This is a genomic window from Robiginitalea rubriflava (assembly GCF_052540725.1).
This window is the reverse complement of the sequence record NZ_CP199309.1, coordinates 372,293-388,617: the sequence shown is the minus strand read 5'-3', so window position 1 is coordinate 388,617 and position 16,325 is coordinate 372,293. Positions and strand designations below refer to the sequence as shown.

The following is a 16,325-nucleotide window of genomic DNA, read 5'->3' as shown; positions in this document are numbered from 1 at the left end:
CTTAGCTGCTGATTTGCTGTAGTTTTTTTAGTGCCTTCAGGGCACTGCCGTTCTCCAGGGATTGCCGGGCTCGTGCCAGGGATTCGGTCAGGGAATCCCCGCTGGCCGTGGCGATGGCCAGGGCTGCATTGGCGCAAACCACATTTTCCTGAGCCCGGTTTCCCCTTCCCTGTAAAACATTCAGAAAAATCTGCGCCGCATCTTCCACGGATTCCCCCCCATAAATTTGCTCTGCTCTGAGGGCCTCAAGGCCCAGGTCTTCAGGGCGCAGCATAGATTCAGACCGGTTGCTGATGATCTTGGCCGGCCCCGTCAGCGAAATCTCATCATAGCCGTCCAGAGCGTGTACAATAGTAAAGTTCTTCCCGGTATTTTGATAGAGGTACCCATATATCCGCGCGAGTTCCAGATTGAATACCCCTACCATCTGATGTTCCGGAAAGGCCGGGTTTACCATGGGGCCAAGCATATTGAAGAAGGTTTTGACCCTTAAATCTCTCCGGATGGGCGCTACGTTTTTCATCGCAGGGTGGAAAAGTGGGGCGTGCATGATGCAAATCCCCGCCTGCTCCATACAGCTGCGCAAAAATGCCTCCTCATTCGAAAATCGAATTCCAAGAAATTCCAGCACGTTGCTGCTGCCACAATTGGAGGAAACTCCGTAATTCCCGTGCTTGGCAACCGGTACTCCTGCCCCGGCAGTCACGAAGGAGGCCAGGGTAGAGATATTAAAGGTGTTTTTTCCATCCCCTCCGGTTCCGCAGAGGTCAATCGGCTTGAATTCGGAAAGGTCTACTGCATGGCAAAGATCCAGCAGGGCGTCGCGAAAGCCCTCCAATTCTTCGGTGGTAATACTACGCATCATATACACCGTCAGGAAGGCAGCGATCTGGCTGGGGTTGTATGAACCCCCTGCAATTTTCACCAATACCTCCCGGGCTTCTTCCCGCCCAAGCAGCTGATGTCCGATCAGTTTATTGAGAATATCTTTCATTGTTTCGAGTTTAACCAGTTTGCAAGCATTTCTTTGCCTCTGGGGGTGAGTACGGATTCCGGGTGAAACTGAACGGCACAGACATCATAGGTTTTATGTCTGAGAGACATAACCTGCCCACTCTGGTCCGAAGAGGTGGCCTGCAGGCAGTCGGGTAAATCCGGGTTTACTACCCATGAATGGTATCTGCCTACCTCTATTTCTTCTGGAAATCCCTCAAAAAGCGGGTCATCCGTTTGCACCCGAATCCTGGTGGCCACCCCGTGATAGACCTCCTTTAAGTTGATGAGGGAACCGCCGAAAACTTCGGCTATGGCTTGTTGCCCGAGGCACACTCCGAAGATGGATTTCTCAGGGGCAAACCGCTCGATAATTTGCTTAAGCAGTCCGGCTTCATCGGGGATCCCCGGTCCCGGGGAGAGGACAATACGTTCAAAAGCAGCCACTTCCTCAAGCGTGAGTTTGTCGTTACGCCAGACCGTAACCTCACAATCCAGGTCTTCCAGGTAGTGAACCAGGTTGTAGGTAAAACTGTCGTAATTGTCTATCACTAATACCTTCTTCATCTTAAACGGATTCGGCTATTTCCAGGGCTTTGTTAAGAGCCCCCAGTTTGTTGTAGGTTTCCTGCAATTCCGCATCCGGATCAGAAGCCGCCACCAGGCCGGCACCGGCCTGGTAGAAAAGCCTGTGGTCTTTACTGAGAAAAGTCCGGATCATTATGGCATGGTTAAAATCCCCGTCAAAGGCCATAAAGCCAATGGCGCCGCCGTAGTAATTCCGGCTGGTTTTTTCATATTTCTCGATCAGTTGCATGGCCATATGCTTGGGGGCCCCGCTCAGGGTCCCGGCCGGAAAGGTATCGGCAACGATCTTCATGGTGGGGATATCTGCTTTTTTCTGCCCGCTAACTTTGGATACCAGATGGATCACATGCGAGAAGTACTGTACCTCCCGGTAGGTCTCCACCTTTACAGTGTTGCCATTGCGGCTTAAATCATTTCGGGCCAAATCTACCAGCATCACGTGCTCGGCATTTTCTTTTTCATCGGCAGCCAGTTCCCTGGCCAATTTGGCATCTTCTTCGTCATTCCCGGTACGCCGGAATGTCCCGGCGATGGGATGGATCTCTGCTTTACCGGCTTTTACGACCAGCTGCGCTTCCGGGGAACTTCCGAAAATTTTAAAATTTCCATAGTCAAAATAGAAAAGGTAGGGCGATGGGTTTATGGATCTAAGGGCCCGATAGACATTAAATTCGTCCCCTTTAAAGCCCTGTTCAAATCGCCTGGAGAGCACCAACTGAAAAACATCCCCGCGGGCACAGTGCTTTTTGGCACGGGCAACCTGCTCCAGAAATTCCGCATCAGTCAGGTTGGAAAGCTGCTCCCCGTCCTTTTTAAAGGTATAAGAGGCAAAGGTCTGAATGGAAAGAATTTGTTCCAGCTCTGCTATGTTATTGCCGTCTCCAAAGGCATGCGAGAACAGGTAGGCCTCATTTTTAAAGTGGTTAATGGCAATGATATTCTGGTATACAGCGTAATAGATATCAGGAATGTGGGATGAATTCTCTTTTTTGCGGATATCGATATCTTCAAAATACCGGACAGCATCATAAGACATATATCCAAACAGCCCATTGTTAATGAATTTAAAATCGTTCTTTTCGGCTTTGAACATCCCGGCAAACCGGTGGATTTCCATAGCCACATCGGTGGTTTCGGTAATCGCATTAATTTCCTTTTTCCCGTCCGGGAACTGCCGATGGATTTCTTCATTTTGAACAGAAATGCTGGCTATCGGATTGCAACAGATATAGGAAAAGGAATTGTCGTTAGCGTGATAGTCACTACTTTCAAGCAACAGGCTGCCCGGGAACTGATCCCTGATCTTAAGGTATACGCTTACCGGGGTAATGGTATCTGCCAGGATTTTCTTGTAATGGGTCTGTAAAGGATACACCATGTAATTTTATTGTTTTCAGATAACTAAAAAAGGCCTGTCGTGATTGACAAGCCTTTATATATATTTTTACATAAAGCGGGGCTCAGATCACGACAATTCGTATTCAGAGTTCCACCACCAGTTTGTATTTGTTATCAATTGCATAAGTGTCAAAGATAGCTATCAATTTTTATTCTGCAAATCGACAGCCTAAAAAAAAAGCGCCGGATTTTCCGGCGCTTTAAATTTTAACCTGTTTCTAGAATTCAAGGTCAACCACCAGGTCAAACTCATCGTAGATAGTCTTGTCACCCAGGTTGTCAAAGAAGCTTCCAGAGCCATAGCGCACATCGTATTGAGCACGGTCTACTTTCATAGTGGCCGTTGCTTTGCTTCCGTATACGGAAACGTCAAAAGTAACAGGCTTGGTGATTCCTTTGATGGTAAGATCTCCGGTAACCTCATAGGAGTTTTTACCGGTAGATTTTACCTCGGTAAAAACCAGCTTTGAAGTAGGGTGGCTGGTTACTCCGAAGAAATCGTCAGATTTCAGGTGGCCTTCCAGTTTGGCTTTTGAATCCCCTTCCAGGTCTGTGGCGATCAGGGAAGTCATATCCACAACAAACTCTCCCCCGGTTAAGGCACCGTCTTCAAACATGAGGGCTCCGGATTTTAATTCCACGACTCCGTTGTGGGAACCGGTAACTTTGTAGGCTTTCCAGGAAACAGTGCTTGTTTCAGCATTTACTTCCTTTTTTTCTACTTCAGCTGGTTCCGTATGGGCCAGGGCTGTTCCGAATACCATCGCCAGGGCAAGGCTTAATACATTTCTTTTCATAGTTGATGATTTTAGTGATTTAAGTTTTAATTAATTATGGGTTAATAATCAGATATGCGTAAATAGTCTTTCTTTTGGAGTCCTGACCTTCTTATAGTGCTGGGTTTCATCTTCTTCAGAACGGTATCCTACTGTAGCTATAACTGCGGTTTGCAGGCCACGGGCACTCAGGCCCAGGATGTCATCCAGTTTGTCCGCTTCAAAACCTTCCATTGGGCAGCTGTCAATTTTCATGGCAGCCGCGGCAGATAAGAGGTTTCCGAGCGCTATATAAGCTTGTCTGGCCGTCCACTGTGCTTTTACCTCCTTGGGCAGCGGATTTAACTTCGATTTCATAAAATCTCCGTAACCATTTAAGTCGGCCTCGGGGATTCCCCTGACCTCAGAAACGTGTGAGAGGTAGTTGTCTACAAGGGAGTCATCAAAGTCACTGCGGCTGGCAAATACAATAACCTGAGAGGCATCGGTTATTTGCGATTGGTTCCAGCAGGCGGGTAGCATTTTTTCCCTTATTTCCGTATCGGAAATAACAAAAACTTCATAAGGCTGCAGGCCATAAGAAGAGGCGCTCAACCGGATAGCGTCCAGTAATTCAGAAAGCTGGGATTCTGTTAGCTTTTTGCTGCTATCAAACTTTTTTGTGGCATAACGCCATCGTAAATCAGACAGATAGGTCTCCGTGATACTTTGAGTTGATGTTTCCATATACTTGGTTTTAAATTTTGTCTAAAAGTGTGTTAAGTGATAACAATTCCTCACTACTTAAATCTTGCATAAGTTCCTGCTCTGCTGCTTCCACAGCCTTATCCATTTTTCTGAGCGCCTGAGAACCGGCTGATGTGATGGAGATTTCCACTTTCCTTCGGTTGCTCGGGCATATATTGCGTTCAACATAGCCTTTGAGGATCAATTTATCCACCAGGCGAGTGGTGTTGCTCATTTTGGACACCATCCGTTCGTTGAGCGTACCGAGGTTTGCGGGAATACCCTGCTGACCTCTCAGTATTCTAAGCACATTGAATTGTTGCAGCGAAACTTCATGCGGCTTCAGGGCATTCACAATTACTTCATTGATCCTGTTATTGATTAACATCAGGTGAATAATAGTCCTCCGCCCGATAGGCAGCTTTTTTTCGGTCTTTATGGCGGCTTCAACATTCATGTCCATACAACATTTGTATATACAAATATAATGTAAATGAATTACTCAGGGTAAATTGGGTATGATAAAATTTTGTTAATTAGTAAGGCAGCCCATTTTCAGGTGCAACAACTTTTAAATAGCCGAAATAGGCCGCCTTTGCATTGAATGTGTATTTTTGTCTAAAAAGTATTATATGGCAGATTTGACTCAGGAAGAGTGGCGGGCTAAACTCGCCGAAGATGAAAAAGCAGTGATCTTAGATGTCAGAACGGAAGAGGAAATTGAGGAAGGAGCCATCCCTGGTGCGATGCACATAGATATTTATATGGGTCAGGGTTTCCTCGATGAGGTTGATAAGCTGGACAGGGAAAAACATTATTACATTTATTGCCGGTCCGGCAACAGGAGCGGGCAGGCCTGTGCCCTCATGAATGCGCGCGGATTTGAAGTCACCTATAACCTTATGGGCGGTTTTAATGAGTGGGACGGGGAAGTGAGCTAAATCCTTCGGGAAAACTCAAGCTTTTCTGTGGTTGCCCGGGGCAAAATGACAACTGCCTGATTAATTGGAAACAGTATGGAGAACATGAATATTTTTTACAGAATACTCTATTACTTCCAGAAAAGGGGATTCGAGGTATCCCGTCGTATTGCCGAGCGATTGGGGATACGGACCAGGGTGGTGCGGACTACCTTTATTTACCTCACTTTCGTAACCCTCGGATTTGGTTTTGCCCTTTACCTGTTTCTTGCCTTCTGGCTTAAGATTAAAGACCTTATATATACAAAAAGAACTTCCGTTTTTGACCTTTAATTATGCTAAAGCTCTTCCGTTCCAAAATTTACCTGGCCATATTCCTGATGGCAATGGTCTTGTTTTTTGGGGTTTTTGGCTATCGGTTTATTTCGGGATTTTCCTGGACGGAAGCCCTGTACATGACCATTATTACTGTAACCACGGTAGGTTTTCAGGAGGTGCGCCCCCTGGGAACACAGGCGCAGCTATTTACCGTTGTCCTGATAATATCCAGTGTTTTTATCTTCGCCTTTGCCATCTCGGTGGTAACCGAATACGTTCTCAGTAAAAACTCCCTCCAACTTTTAAAAAAGAAAAAAGTGAAACAGCGAATCGACAAATTGGAAAACCATGTCATTGTATGTGGCTATGGACGTAACGGAGCCCAGGCCGCCCAGCGGCTCAATGCGTACAAGCGGCCCTTTGTGATCATTGAGCGGGATCGGGAAGTAATTGAAAAATATGAGGATGAAATACTGTTTGTGGAGGGCGATGCCAATGAAGATGAAGTGCTGATGGAAGCTGGCGTGAAACGGGCCAAGTTCCTGATTGCGGCCCTTCCGGATGATGCAGCCAATCTTTTTGTGGTGCTTTCTGCCCGGCAATTAAATAAAAAGCTGTTTATCATTTCCCGCGCCTCCCAGCTCACATCCCTGAAAAAACTGCAACTTGCCGGGGCGGACAAGGTTATTATGCCGGATAAAATCGGAGGGGATCATATGGCGTCCCTGGTAGTGCTGCCAGACCTGATCACCTTTATGGATAAGCTTTCAATGGAAGGGGGGGATACCACCAACCTGGAAGAGGTTGCCATTGAGGATTTTTCAGACCAGGTAGAGTGCAATTCGCTTCGCGACCTGGACCTCAGACGAAAAACGGGCTGTACCATCATCGGCTACATTAAACCCGATGGCACTTACATAATAAATCCGGAGGCGGATATGCCCCTTCAACCTAAAAGTAAGGTTATCGTTTTGGGGCGTCCGGAACAAATCCGCAAGCTCAATGAAATGTTCCATATAGGGTAGGCAGCTACCCTAATATATTTGTTTGGCAAGCTAATTTTTAGGATATTGCCGCACTTTCAACTCAAAAACCATCTAAGTCAAATGAAGTATTTCTATACTGTTTTACTAGCATTTTTTTCTTTAATGGCAGGGGCGCAAGACCTGCAGGTAAAAGAAACCATAAGCAATCCGTCAAATAACATCAATGACGGGGTGATAAAGTTGGAAGTTTCCGGAGGTCGTCCCCCATATACCTTTCGATGGAGCAATCAGCAAACACCATTGAGTTCCAATAAATCTACCGGACTTACCGAAGGAATTGCCTATGATGTTGTAATAATCGATGCCAGAGGTACTTCTGTTACCAAGGAATACACGGTTCCCACAGAAGCCATCACTGAAGTTTTCAACGGGGCAATGACCCCCGCGGTTGGCGCACTGGGTTCGATCCTTTTTTGGGACCCTTTCGATGCAATCGGAATTTACGATCCTGTGGTTTATGCGGATGTCAAAAAAATCGGTATTCCAGGGTGGAGCCCTGAGGTGACTGATAAATTCGTATTGAAACGATGGATCAAGGCTGAAGGGGAAAAGGTAAAAAAAGGAGATGCAATAGCCGTAATCTCAAGACAAAATGGTTCGGATGTTACGGTAAACGCCTCTGTTGCGGGAACCCTGGAGCACCTGGTTACCGAAGGTGGCGTAATTTACAATGCGGATAACCCTGAGGATGTGATTGAGCAGGGGGCTCACTACCTGGCAGATATCGTATACAATGAGCCGGTGGTCATGACCCATCCCAATGGAGACCCGATAACCAAACCCATTCCATTTATCGTGATCTGGCTGGTTCTGGGGGCTACCTTTTTCACCATACGAATGGGTTTTATCAACATTCGGGGATTCCGTCATTCTATATCCCTTGCCAAAGGAAAATACGACGACCCTCAGGCTCCCGGGCAGGTAACGCATTTCCAGGCACTGGCCACTGCCGTATCCGGTACCGTAGGGCTGGGGAATATAGCCGGGGTTGCCGTTGCGGTTTCCCTGGGAGGGGCCGGAGCAACTTTCTGGATGATCGTCTGCGGGCTTTTGGGGATGTCCTCAAAGTTTGTTGAATGTACCCTGGGGGTAAAATACCGGGATATCCTGCCCGACGGAAGGGTTTTCGGAGGGCCAATGAACTACCTGCGATATGGGTTGGAAAAAAGAAATTTAAAAGGCCTGGGGAAAGTGCTGGCAGGACTCTTTGCGGTACTGGCCGTTGGAGCCTCTTTCGGCGGTGGGAACATGTTCCAGGCCAATCAGTCATTTGAGCAGCTCGCCGGGCAATTCTCTGCCCTTGAAGGCAATGGCTTCTGGTTCGGTGTGGTTACAGCCATCCTTGTTGGGGTAGTGATTATAGGGGGAATCCGAAGTATTGCAAAAGTTACCGGCCGGGTAGTGCCTTTAATGGCATCTATTTATGTAATTGCCGCCCTCGCGGTGATTATCATGAACATACAGAACATCGGTCCTGCTTTTTCGGCTATTGTAGATGGGGCCTTTAATCCCGGGGCTATCAAAGGGGGAATCATAGGAGTCCTCGTTGTTGGTTTCCAGCGGGCCGCCTTTTCAAACGAAGCAGGGGTTGGATCTGCAGCTATTGCCCACAGTACGGCCAAGACCAATCATCCGCCATCCGAAGGCTTCGTTGCTTTACTGGAGCCATTTATTGATACCGTGGTAGTTTGTACCCTTACCGCACTTGTATTGATCTTTACCGGCATGCATGAAGTAGAAGGTATGGCAGGAGCACAGCTTACCTCAGATGCATTTGGAAGTGTCTTCTCCTGGTTCCCCTATGTACTGGGAATCGCGGTTTTCCTTTTTGCCTTTTCAACCATGATATCCTGGTCGTATTACGGAATGCGGGCCTGGACTTATTTGTTCGGTAAAAGTACCCGCTCAGAGATGGTGTATAAGATGCTCTTTCTGGTCTTTGTGGTAATTGGAGCTTCCGTTAGCCTGGGTGCGGTCCTGGATTTTTCAGATATGATGATCCTGGCCATGTCCTTCCCGAACATTATAGGATTATACATCATGTCAGGAGAGGTTAAGGAAGACCTCAGAAATTATTTCAGGAAGCTGAAGAATAAGGAACTATTCCAAAAGCAGACTGCAAAGTAACAACAGCAAGCATCCGTAGTTTAGGCGGATGAGGCGATCCAAACCCCACTTCAGCGACAACAATAGGCTAAGAAGTGGGGTTTTTTACCTTTTAATGTTATTGCTATGCCTGCAATTGCTCATTTATCTGTTCAGTCGCAATTTTAATACAGCCCCTGATTCAGTAGTGCGACTGAACGCTGAAGAACAAGCATGGATCGATAGTGTGAAAGTGAGCAGGCAAAAAGGCCGGGATCACAGCCTGTATCCTTTTAATCCTAATTATTTTAATGATTATCGGGGCTATGTGCTGGGCATCAGCCCCAACAGCCTCGATCGCATTTATGCCTATAGACGAGCGGGAGGCTGGTTTACCAGATGGGAGGAATTGCAGGAGGTGGGCCAATTAGCGGATTCCATTTTTGATAGCTATGGGCATTTGTTACAGTTTCCCGAGCCCAGGCCTTCTTCATCAGACAGGCAAATAGTAAAAAAACCTATTATCCGGAATCTGAACCATGCCAGTGCGGAAGACCTTAAAAAGGTTAATGGGATAGGACCGGTGCTCTCCCGCCGCATCCTGAACTTCAGGAAGGCCCTGGGTGGTTTCAGGTCTGGTAGCCAGCTTTACGATGTTTACGGACTGGAGGAAGAAGTGGCGAATCGGGTTTTAAAGCGATTTCAGGTTCCGGATAGCCTCAACCATAAAAAGATATCGCTCAATAAGGCTTCTGCTGAAGAATTGGGGCAAATCCTGTATCTCCGGGGGGAATTGTCCAGGAAGATAACGGACTACAGGACAGAGAACGGGCCTTATAAAAGTCTGGGCGAACTCGAACGCTTCGAAGGGATCACTGAGAAAAATATTGAGAGAATTGCACTATATTTGACCCTTTGAAAGAAAAATTGCTATTGAAAGAATATTTGCTATGATGACGGAAACTACAACTACCATTAATTTCGATCCCCCGGAAACCCAACGGATGGTTGCTGAAGCAGCCCGGGATTTTGCAGAACAGTACATCAGGCCGCACGTGATGGAATGGGATGAAAGCCAGACACTGCCCGTTTCGGTTTTGAAAAAAGCCGGAGAACTCGGTTTTATGGGGGTGCTGGTTCCAACAGAATTGGGTGGCTCCGGAATGGGGTATCATGAATATATTGCGATCATAGAGGAAATTTCCAAAGTTGATCCGGCAATCGGTCTTTCGGTGGCCGCACATAACTCCCTTTGCACCAATCACATCCTCTCTTTCGGGGATGCAGAACAGAAGGCGCGCTGGATCCCGAAACTGGCAAGTGCCGAGTGGATTGGGGCCTGGGGTCTTACAGAACACAACACCGGGTCTGATGCAGGCGGGATGAACACCACAGCCAAAAAGGATGGAGATTCCTGGATATTAAACGGTGCAAAAAACTTTATTACACACGGAAAAAGCGGAGACATTGCCGTGGTCATTGCCCGTACAGGAGAGAAGGGAGACAGCCGGGGTATGACTGCTTTTGTTATCGAAAAAGGTACCCCCGGATTCAGCAGTGGTAAGAAAGAAGATAAACTGGGGATGCGGGCCAGTGAAACAGCCGAACTCGTTTTTGACAATTGCCGGATTCCGGATGCCAACAGGCTGGGCCCGGTTGGAGATGGATTTATCCAATCCATGAAAATCCTGGACGGGGGACGCATTTCGATTGGAGCCCTCTCCCTGGGAATAGCCAAAGGAGCCTATGAGGCTGCCTTAAAATATTCCAAGGAGCGCGTTCAATTTGGCAAACCTATCAGCAGCTTTCAGGGGATTTCCTTTAAACTGGCCGATATGGTAACCGAAATTGAAGCTTCAGAACTGATGGTCCACAAGGCGGCTTTTTACAAGAATGCGGGCCGGCCCGTAACGCAGCTCAGCGCCATGGCCAAGATGTATGCCTCTGAGGTTTGTGTAAGGGTAGCCAATGAAGCCGTTCAAATTCACGGGGGATATGGATATACCAAAGATTTTCCGGTCGAGAAATTCTACAGGGATGCCAAGCTTTGTACGATCGGGGAGGGGACTTCTGAAATACAGAAAGTAGTCATCGCCAAAAATATTTTAAAATAATTACGGGCTTTTAAAGATTGAACGTATATTTGCAACCTGAAATCTTAAAGAAAGGAGGTTGTAGCCCATGTTAATTATACCTGTAAAAGAAGGAGAAAATATAGACAGAGCACTGAAGCGTTTTAAGCGGAAGTTTGATAAAACGGGAACGATGCGCCAGTTGCGCAAGCGGCAGCAGTTTACCAAGCCTTCTGTAGAGCGACGACAGCAAATTCAAAAAGCTCAATATATCCAGCATCTGAGGGATCAGGAAGAAATCTGATACGTGCTGATGTAAAGTAAAACAACCCGATTCGGAATTCCGAATCGGGTTGTTTTTTTTGATACCGGCTTTCGTATCTTTATATTATGTCTTTAGAGCAATTCAGAAAGTACCTTTCCCTGGAAAAGAAATACGCAAGCCATACGGTTACGGCATATCTCAGGGACCTGCAACAATTTGAAGCTTTTTGCTCAGAAGAACACGAAGGGGCAGGGCTGGAAACCCTGCCGTATTCCGTAATCCGCTCCTGGATCATTCAGCTCATGGAAACCGGCCTTTCTAACCGAAGTATCAATCGGAAAGTAGCTTCCCTGAAGTCTTATTACAAATACCTGATGCGTAGCGGGTTAATTGAGAGTAGCCCCCTGGCAGGGCATAAGCCACTGAAGGCTTCAAAAAATGTGGAGGTGCCCTTCTCGGTTCAGGAAATGCAGCAATTACTGGAGCACTGGCCGGCGGAAGACGGTTTTGAAGGCCTGAGGGATAAACTGGTGGTGGAATTGCTCTACACCTCCGGAATGCGGCGGGCCGAATTGATTGGTCTTAAAATTTCAGATCTGGATCTGAGCGAAGGTACCGTGCGCGTTTTGGGGAAACGCAGTAAAGAACGCATCATCCCGCTTGCTCCGAGTATCCTCCCGCTTATCCGCGAATATATAGACATGAGAAATGTCCATTTCGAAGGGAGTGAAATCCCCAATCTTTTCCTTTCCAATTCAGGCAATAAATTATATGAAACTCTTGTTTATAGAATTATAAATAAATATCTTAGTGAGGTGTCGGCCAAGGTGAAAAAAAGCCCCCACATCCTAAGGCATACCTTCGCTACGCATATGTTGAACCAGGGAGCAGACATGAATTCTGTCAAGGAAATTCTCGGGCACTCTTCGCTGGCATCCACCCAGGTATATACACATAACAGTATAGCCGAATTAAAACGCATACACCGTTCCGCACACCCGCGGAATAAAAAGTAGAAGCTGATAGTAACTCTTAAATTTCACGGCTTATGAATGTAATCACCCAATCCGTCAATTTTAATGCAGACGGAAAATTACTTGACTTCGCTCAAAAAAGACTCGACAAGCTGGATTTGTTCTACGACCGAATAATCAAAGCTGAAGTATTCCTCAAGGTAGAAAACACCAGTGCAAAGGAGAACAAAATTGTCGACATTAAACTGCACATTCCAAAGGATGTTTTTGTAGTTAAAAAGCAATGCAAATCCTTCGAAGAGGCAATCGATTCTGCCTGCAGTTCTCTGGAGCGCAAACTGCTGAAAAAGAAAAAGAAGCCCAAGGTTTATACCTCACTAAAATTTTTGTAAAATTGTTTTGATTAAATAAATAATTATCTACATTTGCAGTCCGTTAGAAATAGCGGACTTTTTTATGCGTTAAAAAGGCCCATTAAGCCGATGTAGCTCAGCTGGCTAGAGCACGTGATTTGTAATCTCGGGGTCGTGGGTTCGAGTCCCTCCATCGGCTCGGAAGTTCTTAAAATAAAAGGTTGGGGGAGATACTCAAGCGGCCAACGAGGACAGACTGTAAATCTGTTGGTTTTCACCTTCGCAGGTTCGAATCCTGCTCTCCCCACAAAGATTTTTCTAAGTGGGTGTCAAGAGCTCGCTCTTGTAAGGCCACGGGAAAAATTTTTTGTCCTGGTTCCCAGAACCAGGATCACCGAACGAAGTGAGGTAATCTTTCTGAGTTCGGAGGTTCATTGAAAGAGATCTGAACCAGGACGCCAGCGCACCATCTGGCCCCTCGCTGCAAAACATCCACCGGAGGTTTTGCGGACGCTCGGTCCGGATCACCGAACGAAGAGAGGTAATCCTCTGTAGTTCGGATGTTTATTGAAATAATGATCCGAATCAGGACGCCAGCGCACCATCTGGCCTCTCGCTGCAAAACATCCACCGGAAGTTTTGCGGGAGCTCGGTCCGGAATTTGGAATTTGAAATATTGGAATTTTAAAATTTGCGGGAGTAGCTCAGTTGGTAGAGCGTCAGCCTTCCAAGCTGAATGTCGCCGGTTCGAACCCGGTCTCCCGCTCTAAGACCTTGGGCAAGCGTTTGTTTGCAATTTTATTGCTTAGGGGGTATGCCCCGGGAATCCACAGGATACCGAACCTTGCGCCCAATAAGCCGACGTAGCTCAGGGGTAGAGCGTTTCCTTGGTAAGGAAGAGGTCACGGGTTCAATTCCCGTCGTTGGCTCTAAAAAATTGAAGTCTTCAGCGGGCTTCTAACCCGACGCCTTGTGCAGGCCAGGGTGCTCCGAAAGGAATTGAAACCCGCAGTTGGTTCAGCACTAATAAATTTGTACACTAATATAAACTAAGATTAAATTCATTAACAATGGCTAAGGAAACTTTTGATCGTTCCAAACCGCACTTAAACATAGGTACTATTGGACACGTCGATCACGGTAAAACTACACTTACAGCTGCCATCACCACTGTTTTAGCAAAAGCAGGGTTGTCAGAATTGAGAAGCTTTGATTCCATCGATAACGCTCCTGAGGAGAAAGAAAGAGGTATTACCATTAATACTTCACACGTTGAGTATCAAACAGCAAACAGGCACTACGCTCACGTAGACTGTCCTGGTCACGCGGATTATGTTAAGAACATGGTTACCGGTGCTGCTCAGATGGACGGAGCTATCCTTGTGGTTGCTGCTACCGACGGGCCAATGCCTCAGACTCGTGAGCACATCCTGCTCGGACGTCAGGTAGGTATTCCACGTATCGTTGTTTTCCTGAACAAAGTAGACATGGTTGATGACGAAGAGCTTCTGGAGCTGGTTGAAATGGAAGTACGTGAATTGCTTTCTTTCTATGAGTACGATGGAGATAACTCTCCCGTAATTTCTGGTTCTGCCCTGGGTGCCCTTAACGGGGAGCAGAAATGGGTAGATACTGTTATGGAATTGATGGAGGCAGTAGATTCCTGGATCGAGTTGCCAAAGCGTGACGTAGATAAGGATTTCCTGATGCCTGTAGAAGATGTATTTACCATTACAGGTCGTGGAACGGTTGCCACCGGACGTATTGAAACCGGAGTTGCCAAAACCGGAGACCCTGTAGATATCATCGGGATGGGAGCTGAAAAACTTACTTCCACCATTACAGGTGTTGAGATGTTCCGTAAAATCCTCGACCGAGGAGAAGCCGGAGATAACGTTGGAATCCTGTTGAGAGGTATCGAGAAAAAAGATATTAAGAGGGGAATGGTAATCTGTAAGCCAGGTTCTGTTAAGCCTCACGCCAAATTTGAAGCTGAGGTCTATATCCTCAAAAAAGAAGAAGGCGGGCGTCACACCCCATTCCACAATAACTACCGTCCTCAGTTCTACGTACGTACAACTGATGTAACCGGAACAATCAACCTGCCTAGCGGTGTTGAAATGGTAATGCCTGGGGATAACCTTACCATTACTGTAGACTTACTTCAGCCAATCGCCCTTAGCGTCGGACTTCGTTTTGCGATCCGCGAAGGTGGTAGGACTGTTGGAGCCGGTCAGGTTACCAAGATCTTAGATTAAGCCTCAAAAGGTTTGATCCGGCAGTGAGGGGTCCCGTCCTGATCCATATCGGGAAGTGACCCTTTCACTGTAATTACGGGTGTAGCTCAGTTGGTAGAGCACTGGTCTCCAAAACCAGGTGTCGGGAGTTCGAGTCTCTCCTCCCGTGCTGATGACATGAGAATGTACTATAAGTAGATTTCTCAGGAATAAACAGCGGAATGTTCCGCAGAATAAAAAAGCAGCTAACATGATTTCATATATCAGGGAATCTTATCAGGAATTAAGGAATAACGTAACCCTTCCATCACGGTCAGAGTCATCCAATCTGATGGTTATTGTTGCCGTATTTTCTATCATTTTTGCCCTGGCAACCTGGGGAGTGGATTCTTTGTTTTCAAATGTTATCCAGCTGTATTTTGATGCATTAATAGGTTAAGGCGAGGCTATGTCAGAAGTACTGGAGAAGAAATGGTATGTGGTGCGCGCCGTAAGCGGACAGGAAAACAAAATCAAGGGGTATATCGAAAGTGAAGTGGAACGCCACGGCTTCGGAGACCATCTTGAGGAAGTCCTGGTCCCAACTGAAAAAGTTGTACAGATCCGGAATGGCAAAAAGATCAATAAGGAGCGGGTGTATTTCCCGGGATATATTATGGTCAAGGCCAACCTGGTGGGGGAAATGATCCACATAATCCGGTCCATTACCAATGTTATTGGATTTTTGGGTGAAACCAAAGGCGGTGATCCTGTTCCGCTGAGGAAGTCTGAGGTGAACCGTATGCTTGGAAAAGTAGATGAACTGGCGGTCAATACAGATTCCATTGCAATACCATTTGTACTGGGAGAAACCGTAAAAGTAATCGATGGTCCGTTTAACGGATTTAACGGTACAGTTGAGAAAATCAACGAAGAAAAACGCAAGCTTGAGGTGATGGTGAAGATCTTTGGACGTAAGACCCCTCTTGAGCTGAGTTATATGCAGGTAGAAAAAGTATAAGAAAATAAGTGTTACGCTTAAAAGTGAAGTTGCTTCCAATTAACTCACTTTTACCTTTTCCGATCCCTTCGGGGCCCGGAAAACCATCTGACCGAATGTCGGATTAACAGATGTAATTAAATATAAACAATGGCAAAAGAAGTAAGTAAAGTAGTTAAACTACAAGTTAGGGGAGGTGCTGCGAACCCGTCGCCACCGGTTGGACCCGCTTTAGGTGCTGCCGGCGTTAACATCATGGAGTTCTGTAAGCAGTTTAATGCCAGAACTCAGGACAAGCCTGGAAAGGTATTGCCCGTTGTTATCACCGTGTATAAAGACAAGTCTTTTGACTTTGTCGTAAAGACACCGCCAGCGGCAGTTCAGCTATTGGAAGCGGCTAAAGTTAAAAAGGGGTCCGGGGAGCCAAACCGAGTAAAGACAGGAAGTGTTACCTGGGATCAGATCAAGGCAATCGCAGAAGATAAGATGGCCGATCTGAACGCCTTCACAACCGAGTCGGCCATGAGTATGGTTGCCGGAACCGCCCGTTCAATGGGCCTGAAGGTAGCCGGAAAACGTCCTTTTTAATTTTAGA

At 46.6% G+C, this 16,325-nt stretch carries 19 protein-coding genes and 5 tRNA genes; 18 read left to right on the top strand and 6 right to left on the bottom strand.

Annotation, left to right across the window (positions count from 1 at the left end; all coding sequences use genetic code 11):
* Position 1: 1 nt before the first annotated feature.
* From trpD to ACT6NU_RS01710, 6 genes are all read right to left on the bottom strand, one after another.
* On the bottom strand, positions 2-994 hold the full coding sequence (trpD, locus tag ACT6NU_RS01735) for an anthranilate phosphoribosyltransferase (RefSeq protein ID WP_445382735.1): 993 nt from the start codon (positions 992-994) through the stop codon (positions 2-4).
* Complete coding sequence (locus tag ACT6NU_RS01730; RefSeq protein ID WP_445382734.1) at positions 991-1,560, bottom strand: anthranilate synthase component II; 570 nt, start codon at positions 1,558-1,560, stop codon at positions 991-993. Before ACT6NU_RS01730 ends, trpD begins: the two co-directional genes overlap by 4 nt.
* A gap of 1 nt (position 1,561) precedes the next feature.
* Complete coding sequence (locus tag ACT6NU_RS01725; RefSeq protein WP_445382733.1) at positions 1,562-2,959, bottom strand: anthranilate synthase component I family protein; 1,398 nt, start codon at positions 2,957-2,959, stop codon at positions 1,562-1,564.
* Between the two features lie 238 nt (positions 2,960-3,197).
* Positions 3,198-3,776, bottom strand: coding sequence for a YceI family protein (locus ACT6NU_RS01720; protein WP_445382732.1), 579 nt, complete (start codon positions 3,774-3,776; stop codon positions 3,198-3,200).
* Between the two features lie 48 nt (positions 3,777-3,824).
* Entirely contained in the window at positions 3,825-4,481 is a 657-nt protein-coding gene (locus ACT6NU_RS01715) for an NAD(P)H-dependent oxidoreductase (protein ID WP_445382731.1), read from the bottom strand.
* A gap of 10 nt (positions 4,482-4,491) precedes the next feature.
* Positions 4,492-4,938, bottom strand: coding sequence for a MarR family winged helix-turn-helix transcriptional regulator (locus tag ACT6NU_RS01710; protein ID WP_445383819.1), 447 nt, complete (start codon positions 4,936-4,938; stop codon positions 4,492-4,494).
* Positions 4,939-5,113: 175 nt separating this feature from the next.
* Between ACT6NU_RS01710 and ACT6NU_RS01705 the strand changes: the two genes are divergently transcribed.
* The 18 genes from ACT6NU_RS01705 (at position 5,114) to rplK (ending at position 16,318) form a co-directional block, all read left to right on the top strand.
* Positions 5,114-5,422 carry a rhodanese-like domain-containing protein gene (locus tag ACT6NU_RS01705; RefSeq protein WP_445382730.1) on the top strand — a complete coding sequence of 103 codons (309 nt, stop codon included), beginning with the start codon at positions 5,114-5,116 and terminating at the stop codon, positions 5,420-5,422.
* An 84-nt stretch (positions 5,423-5,506) separates the two neighbouring features.
* Positions 5,507-5,734, top strand: coding sequence for a PspC domain-containing protein (locus ACT6NU_RS01700; RefSeq protein WP_445382729.1), 228 nt, complete (start codon positions 5,507-5,509; stop codon positions 5,732-5,734).
* Between the two features lie 2 nt (positions 5,735-5,736).
* Positions 5,737-6,744 carry a potassium channel family protein gene (locus ACT6NU_RS01695; protein WP_445382728.1) on the top strand — a complete coding sequence of 336 codons (1,008 nt, stop codon included), beginning with the start codon at positions 5,737-5,739 and terminating at the stop codon, positions 6,742-6,744.
* Between the two features lie 81 nt (positions 6,745-6,825).
* Positions 6,826-8,892, top strand: coding sequence for an amino acid carrier protein (locus ACT6NU_RS01690; RefSeq protein ID WP_445382727.1), 2,067 nt, complete (start codon positions 6,826-6,828; stop codon positions 8,890-8,892).
* Positions 8,893-8,920: 28 nt separating this feature from the next.
* Entirely contained in the window at positions 8,921-9,769 is an 849-nt protein-coding gene (locus tag ACT6NU_RS01685) for a helix-hairpin-helix domain-containing protein (protein WP_445382726.1), read from the top strand.
* Between the two features lie 55 nt (positions 9,770-9,824).
* Positions 9,825-10,964: an acyl-CoA dehydrogenase family protein gene (locus ACT6NU_RS01680; protein WP_445383818.1), complete on the top strand. Its 1,140-nt coding sequence runs from the start codon at positions 9,825-9,827 to the stop codon at positions 10,962-10,964.
* Between the two features lie 67 nt (positions 10,965-11,031).
* The gene (rpsU, locus tag ACT6NU_RS01675; RefSeq protein WP_445382725.1) at positions 11,032-11,226 is read left to right on the top strand and encodes a 30S ribosomal protein S21; all 195 of its coding nucleotides are present in this window, start codon (positions 11,032-11,034) and stop codon (positions 11,224-11,226) included.
* Positions 11,227-11,312: 86 nt separating this feature from the next.
* Positions 11,313-12,203 carry a tyrosine-type recombinase/integrase gene (locus tag ACT6NU_RS01670; protein WP_445382724.1) on the top strand — a complete coding sequence of 297 codons (891 nt, stop codon included), beginning with the start codon at positions 11,313-11,315 and terminating at the stop codon, positions 12,201-12,203.
* A gap of 32 nt (positions 12,204-12,235) precedes the next feature.
* Complete coding sequence (gene hpf / locus ACT6NU_RS01665) at positions 12,236-12,553, top strand: ribosome hibernation-promoting factor, HPF/YfiA family (RefSeq protein ID WP_445382723.1); 318 nt, start codon at positions 12,236-12,238, stop codon at positions 12,551-12,553.
* An 86-nt stretch (positions 12,554-12,639) separates the two neighbouring features.
* Positions 12,640-12,713: transfer RNA gene (locus ACT6NU_RS01660), tRNA-Thr, on the top strand.
* 25 nt (positions 12,714-12,738) lie between these two features.
* Positions 12,739-12,821: transfer RNA gene (locus ACT6NU_RS01655), tRNA-Tyr, on the top strand.
* A gap of 386 nt (positions 12,822-13,207) precedes the next feature.
* Positions 13,208-13,280: transfer RNA gene (locus tag ACT6NU_RS01650), tRNA-Gly, on the top strand.
* Between the two features lie 91 nt (positions 13,281-13,371).
* Positions 13,372-13,443, top strand: a tRNA-Thr gene (locus tag ACT6NU_RS01645).
* A 141-nt stretch (positions 13,444-13,584) separates the two neighbouring features.
* Positions 13,585-14,772: an elongation factor Tu gene (tuf, locus tag ACT6NU_RS01640; protein WP_445382722.1), complete on the top strand. Its 1,188-nt coding sequence runs from the start codon at positions 13,585-13,587 to the stop codon at positions 14,770-14,772.
* Positions 14,773-14,847: 75 nt separating this feature from the next.
* A tRNA-Trp gene (locus ACT6NU_RS01635) sits at positions 14,848-14,920 on the top strand.
* A gap of 81 nt (positions 14,921-15,001) precedes the next feature.
* A complete protein-coding gene (gene secE, locus ACT6NU_RS01630; protein ID WP_445382721.1) occupies positions 15,002-15,190 on the top strand; it encodes a preprotein translocase subunit SecE in 189 nt (62 codons plus the stop codon).
* A gap of 9 nt (positions 15,191-15,199) precedes the next feature.
* Positions 15,200-15,751, top strand: coding sequence for a transcription termination/antitermination protein NusG (gene nusG, locus ACT6NU_RS01625; RefSeq protein ID WP_445382720.1), 552 nt, complete (start codon positions 15,200-15,202; stop codon positions 15,749-15,751).
* Positions 15,752-15,880: 129 nt separating this feature from the next.
* Positions 15,881-16,318 carry a 50S ribosomal protein L11 gene (gene rplK, locus ACT6NU_RS01620; protein WP_445382719.1) on the top strand — a complete coding sequence of 146 codons (438 nt, stop codon included), beginning with the start codon at positions 15,881-15,883 and terminating at the stop codon, positions 16,316-16,318.
* Positions 16,319-16,325: the final 7 nt, after the last annotated feature.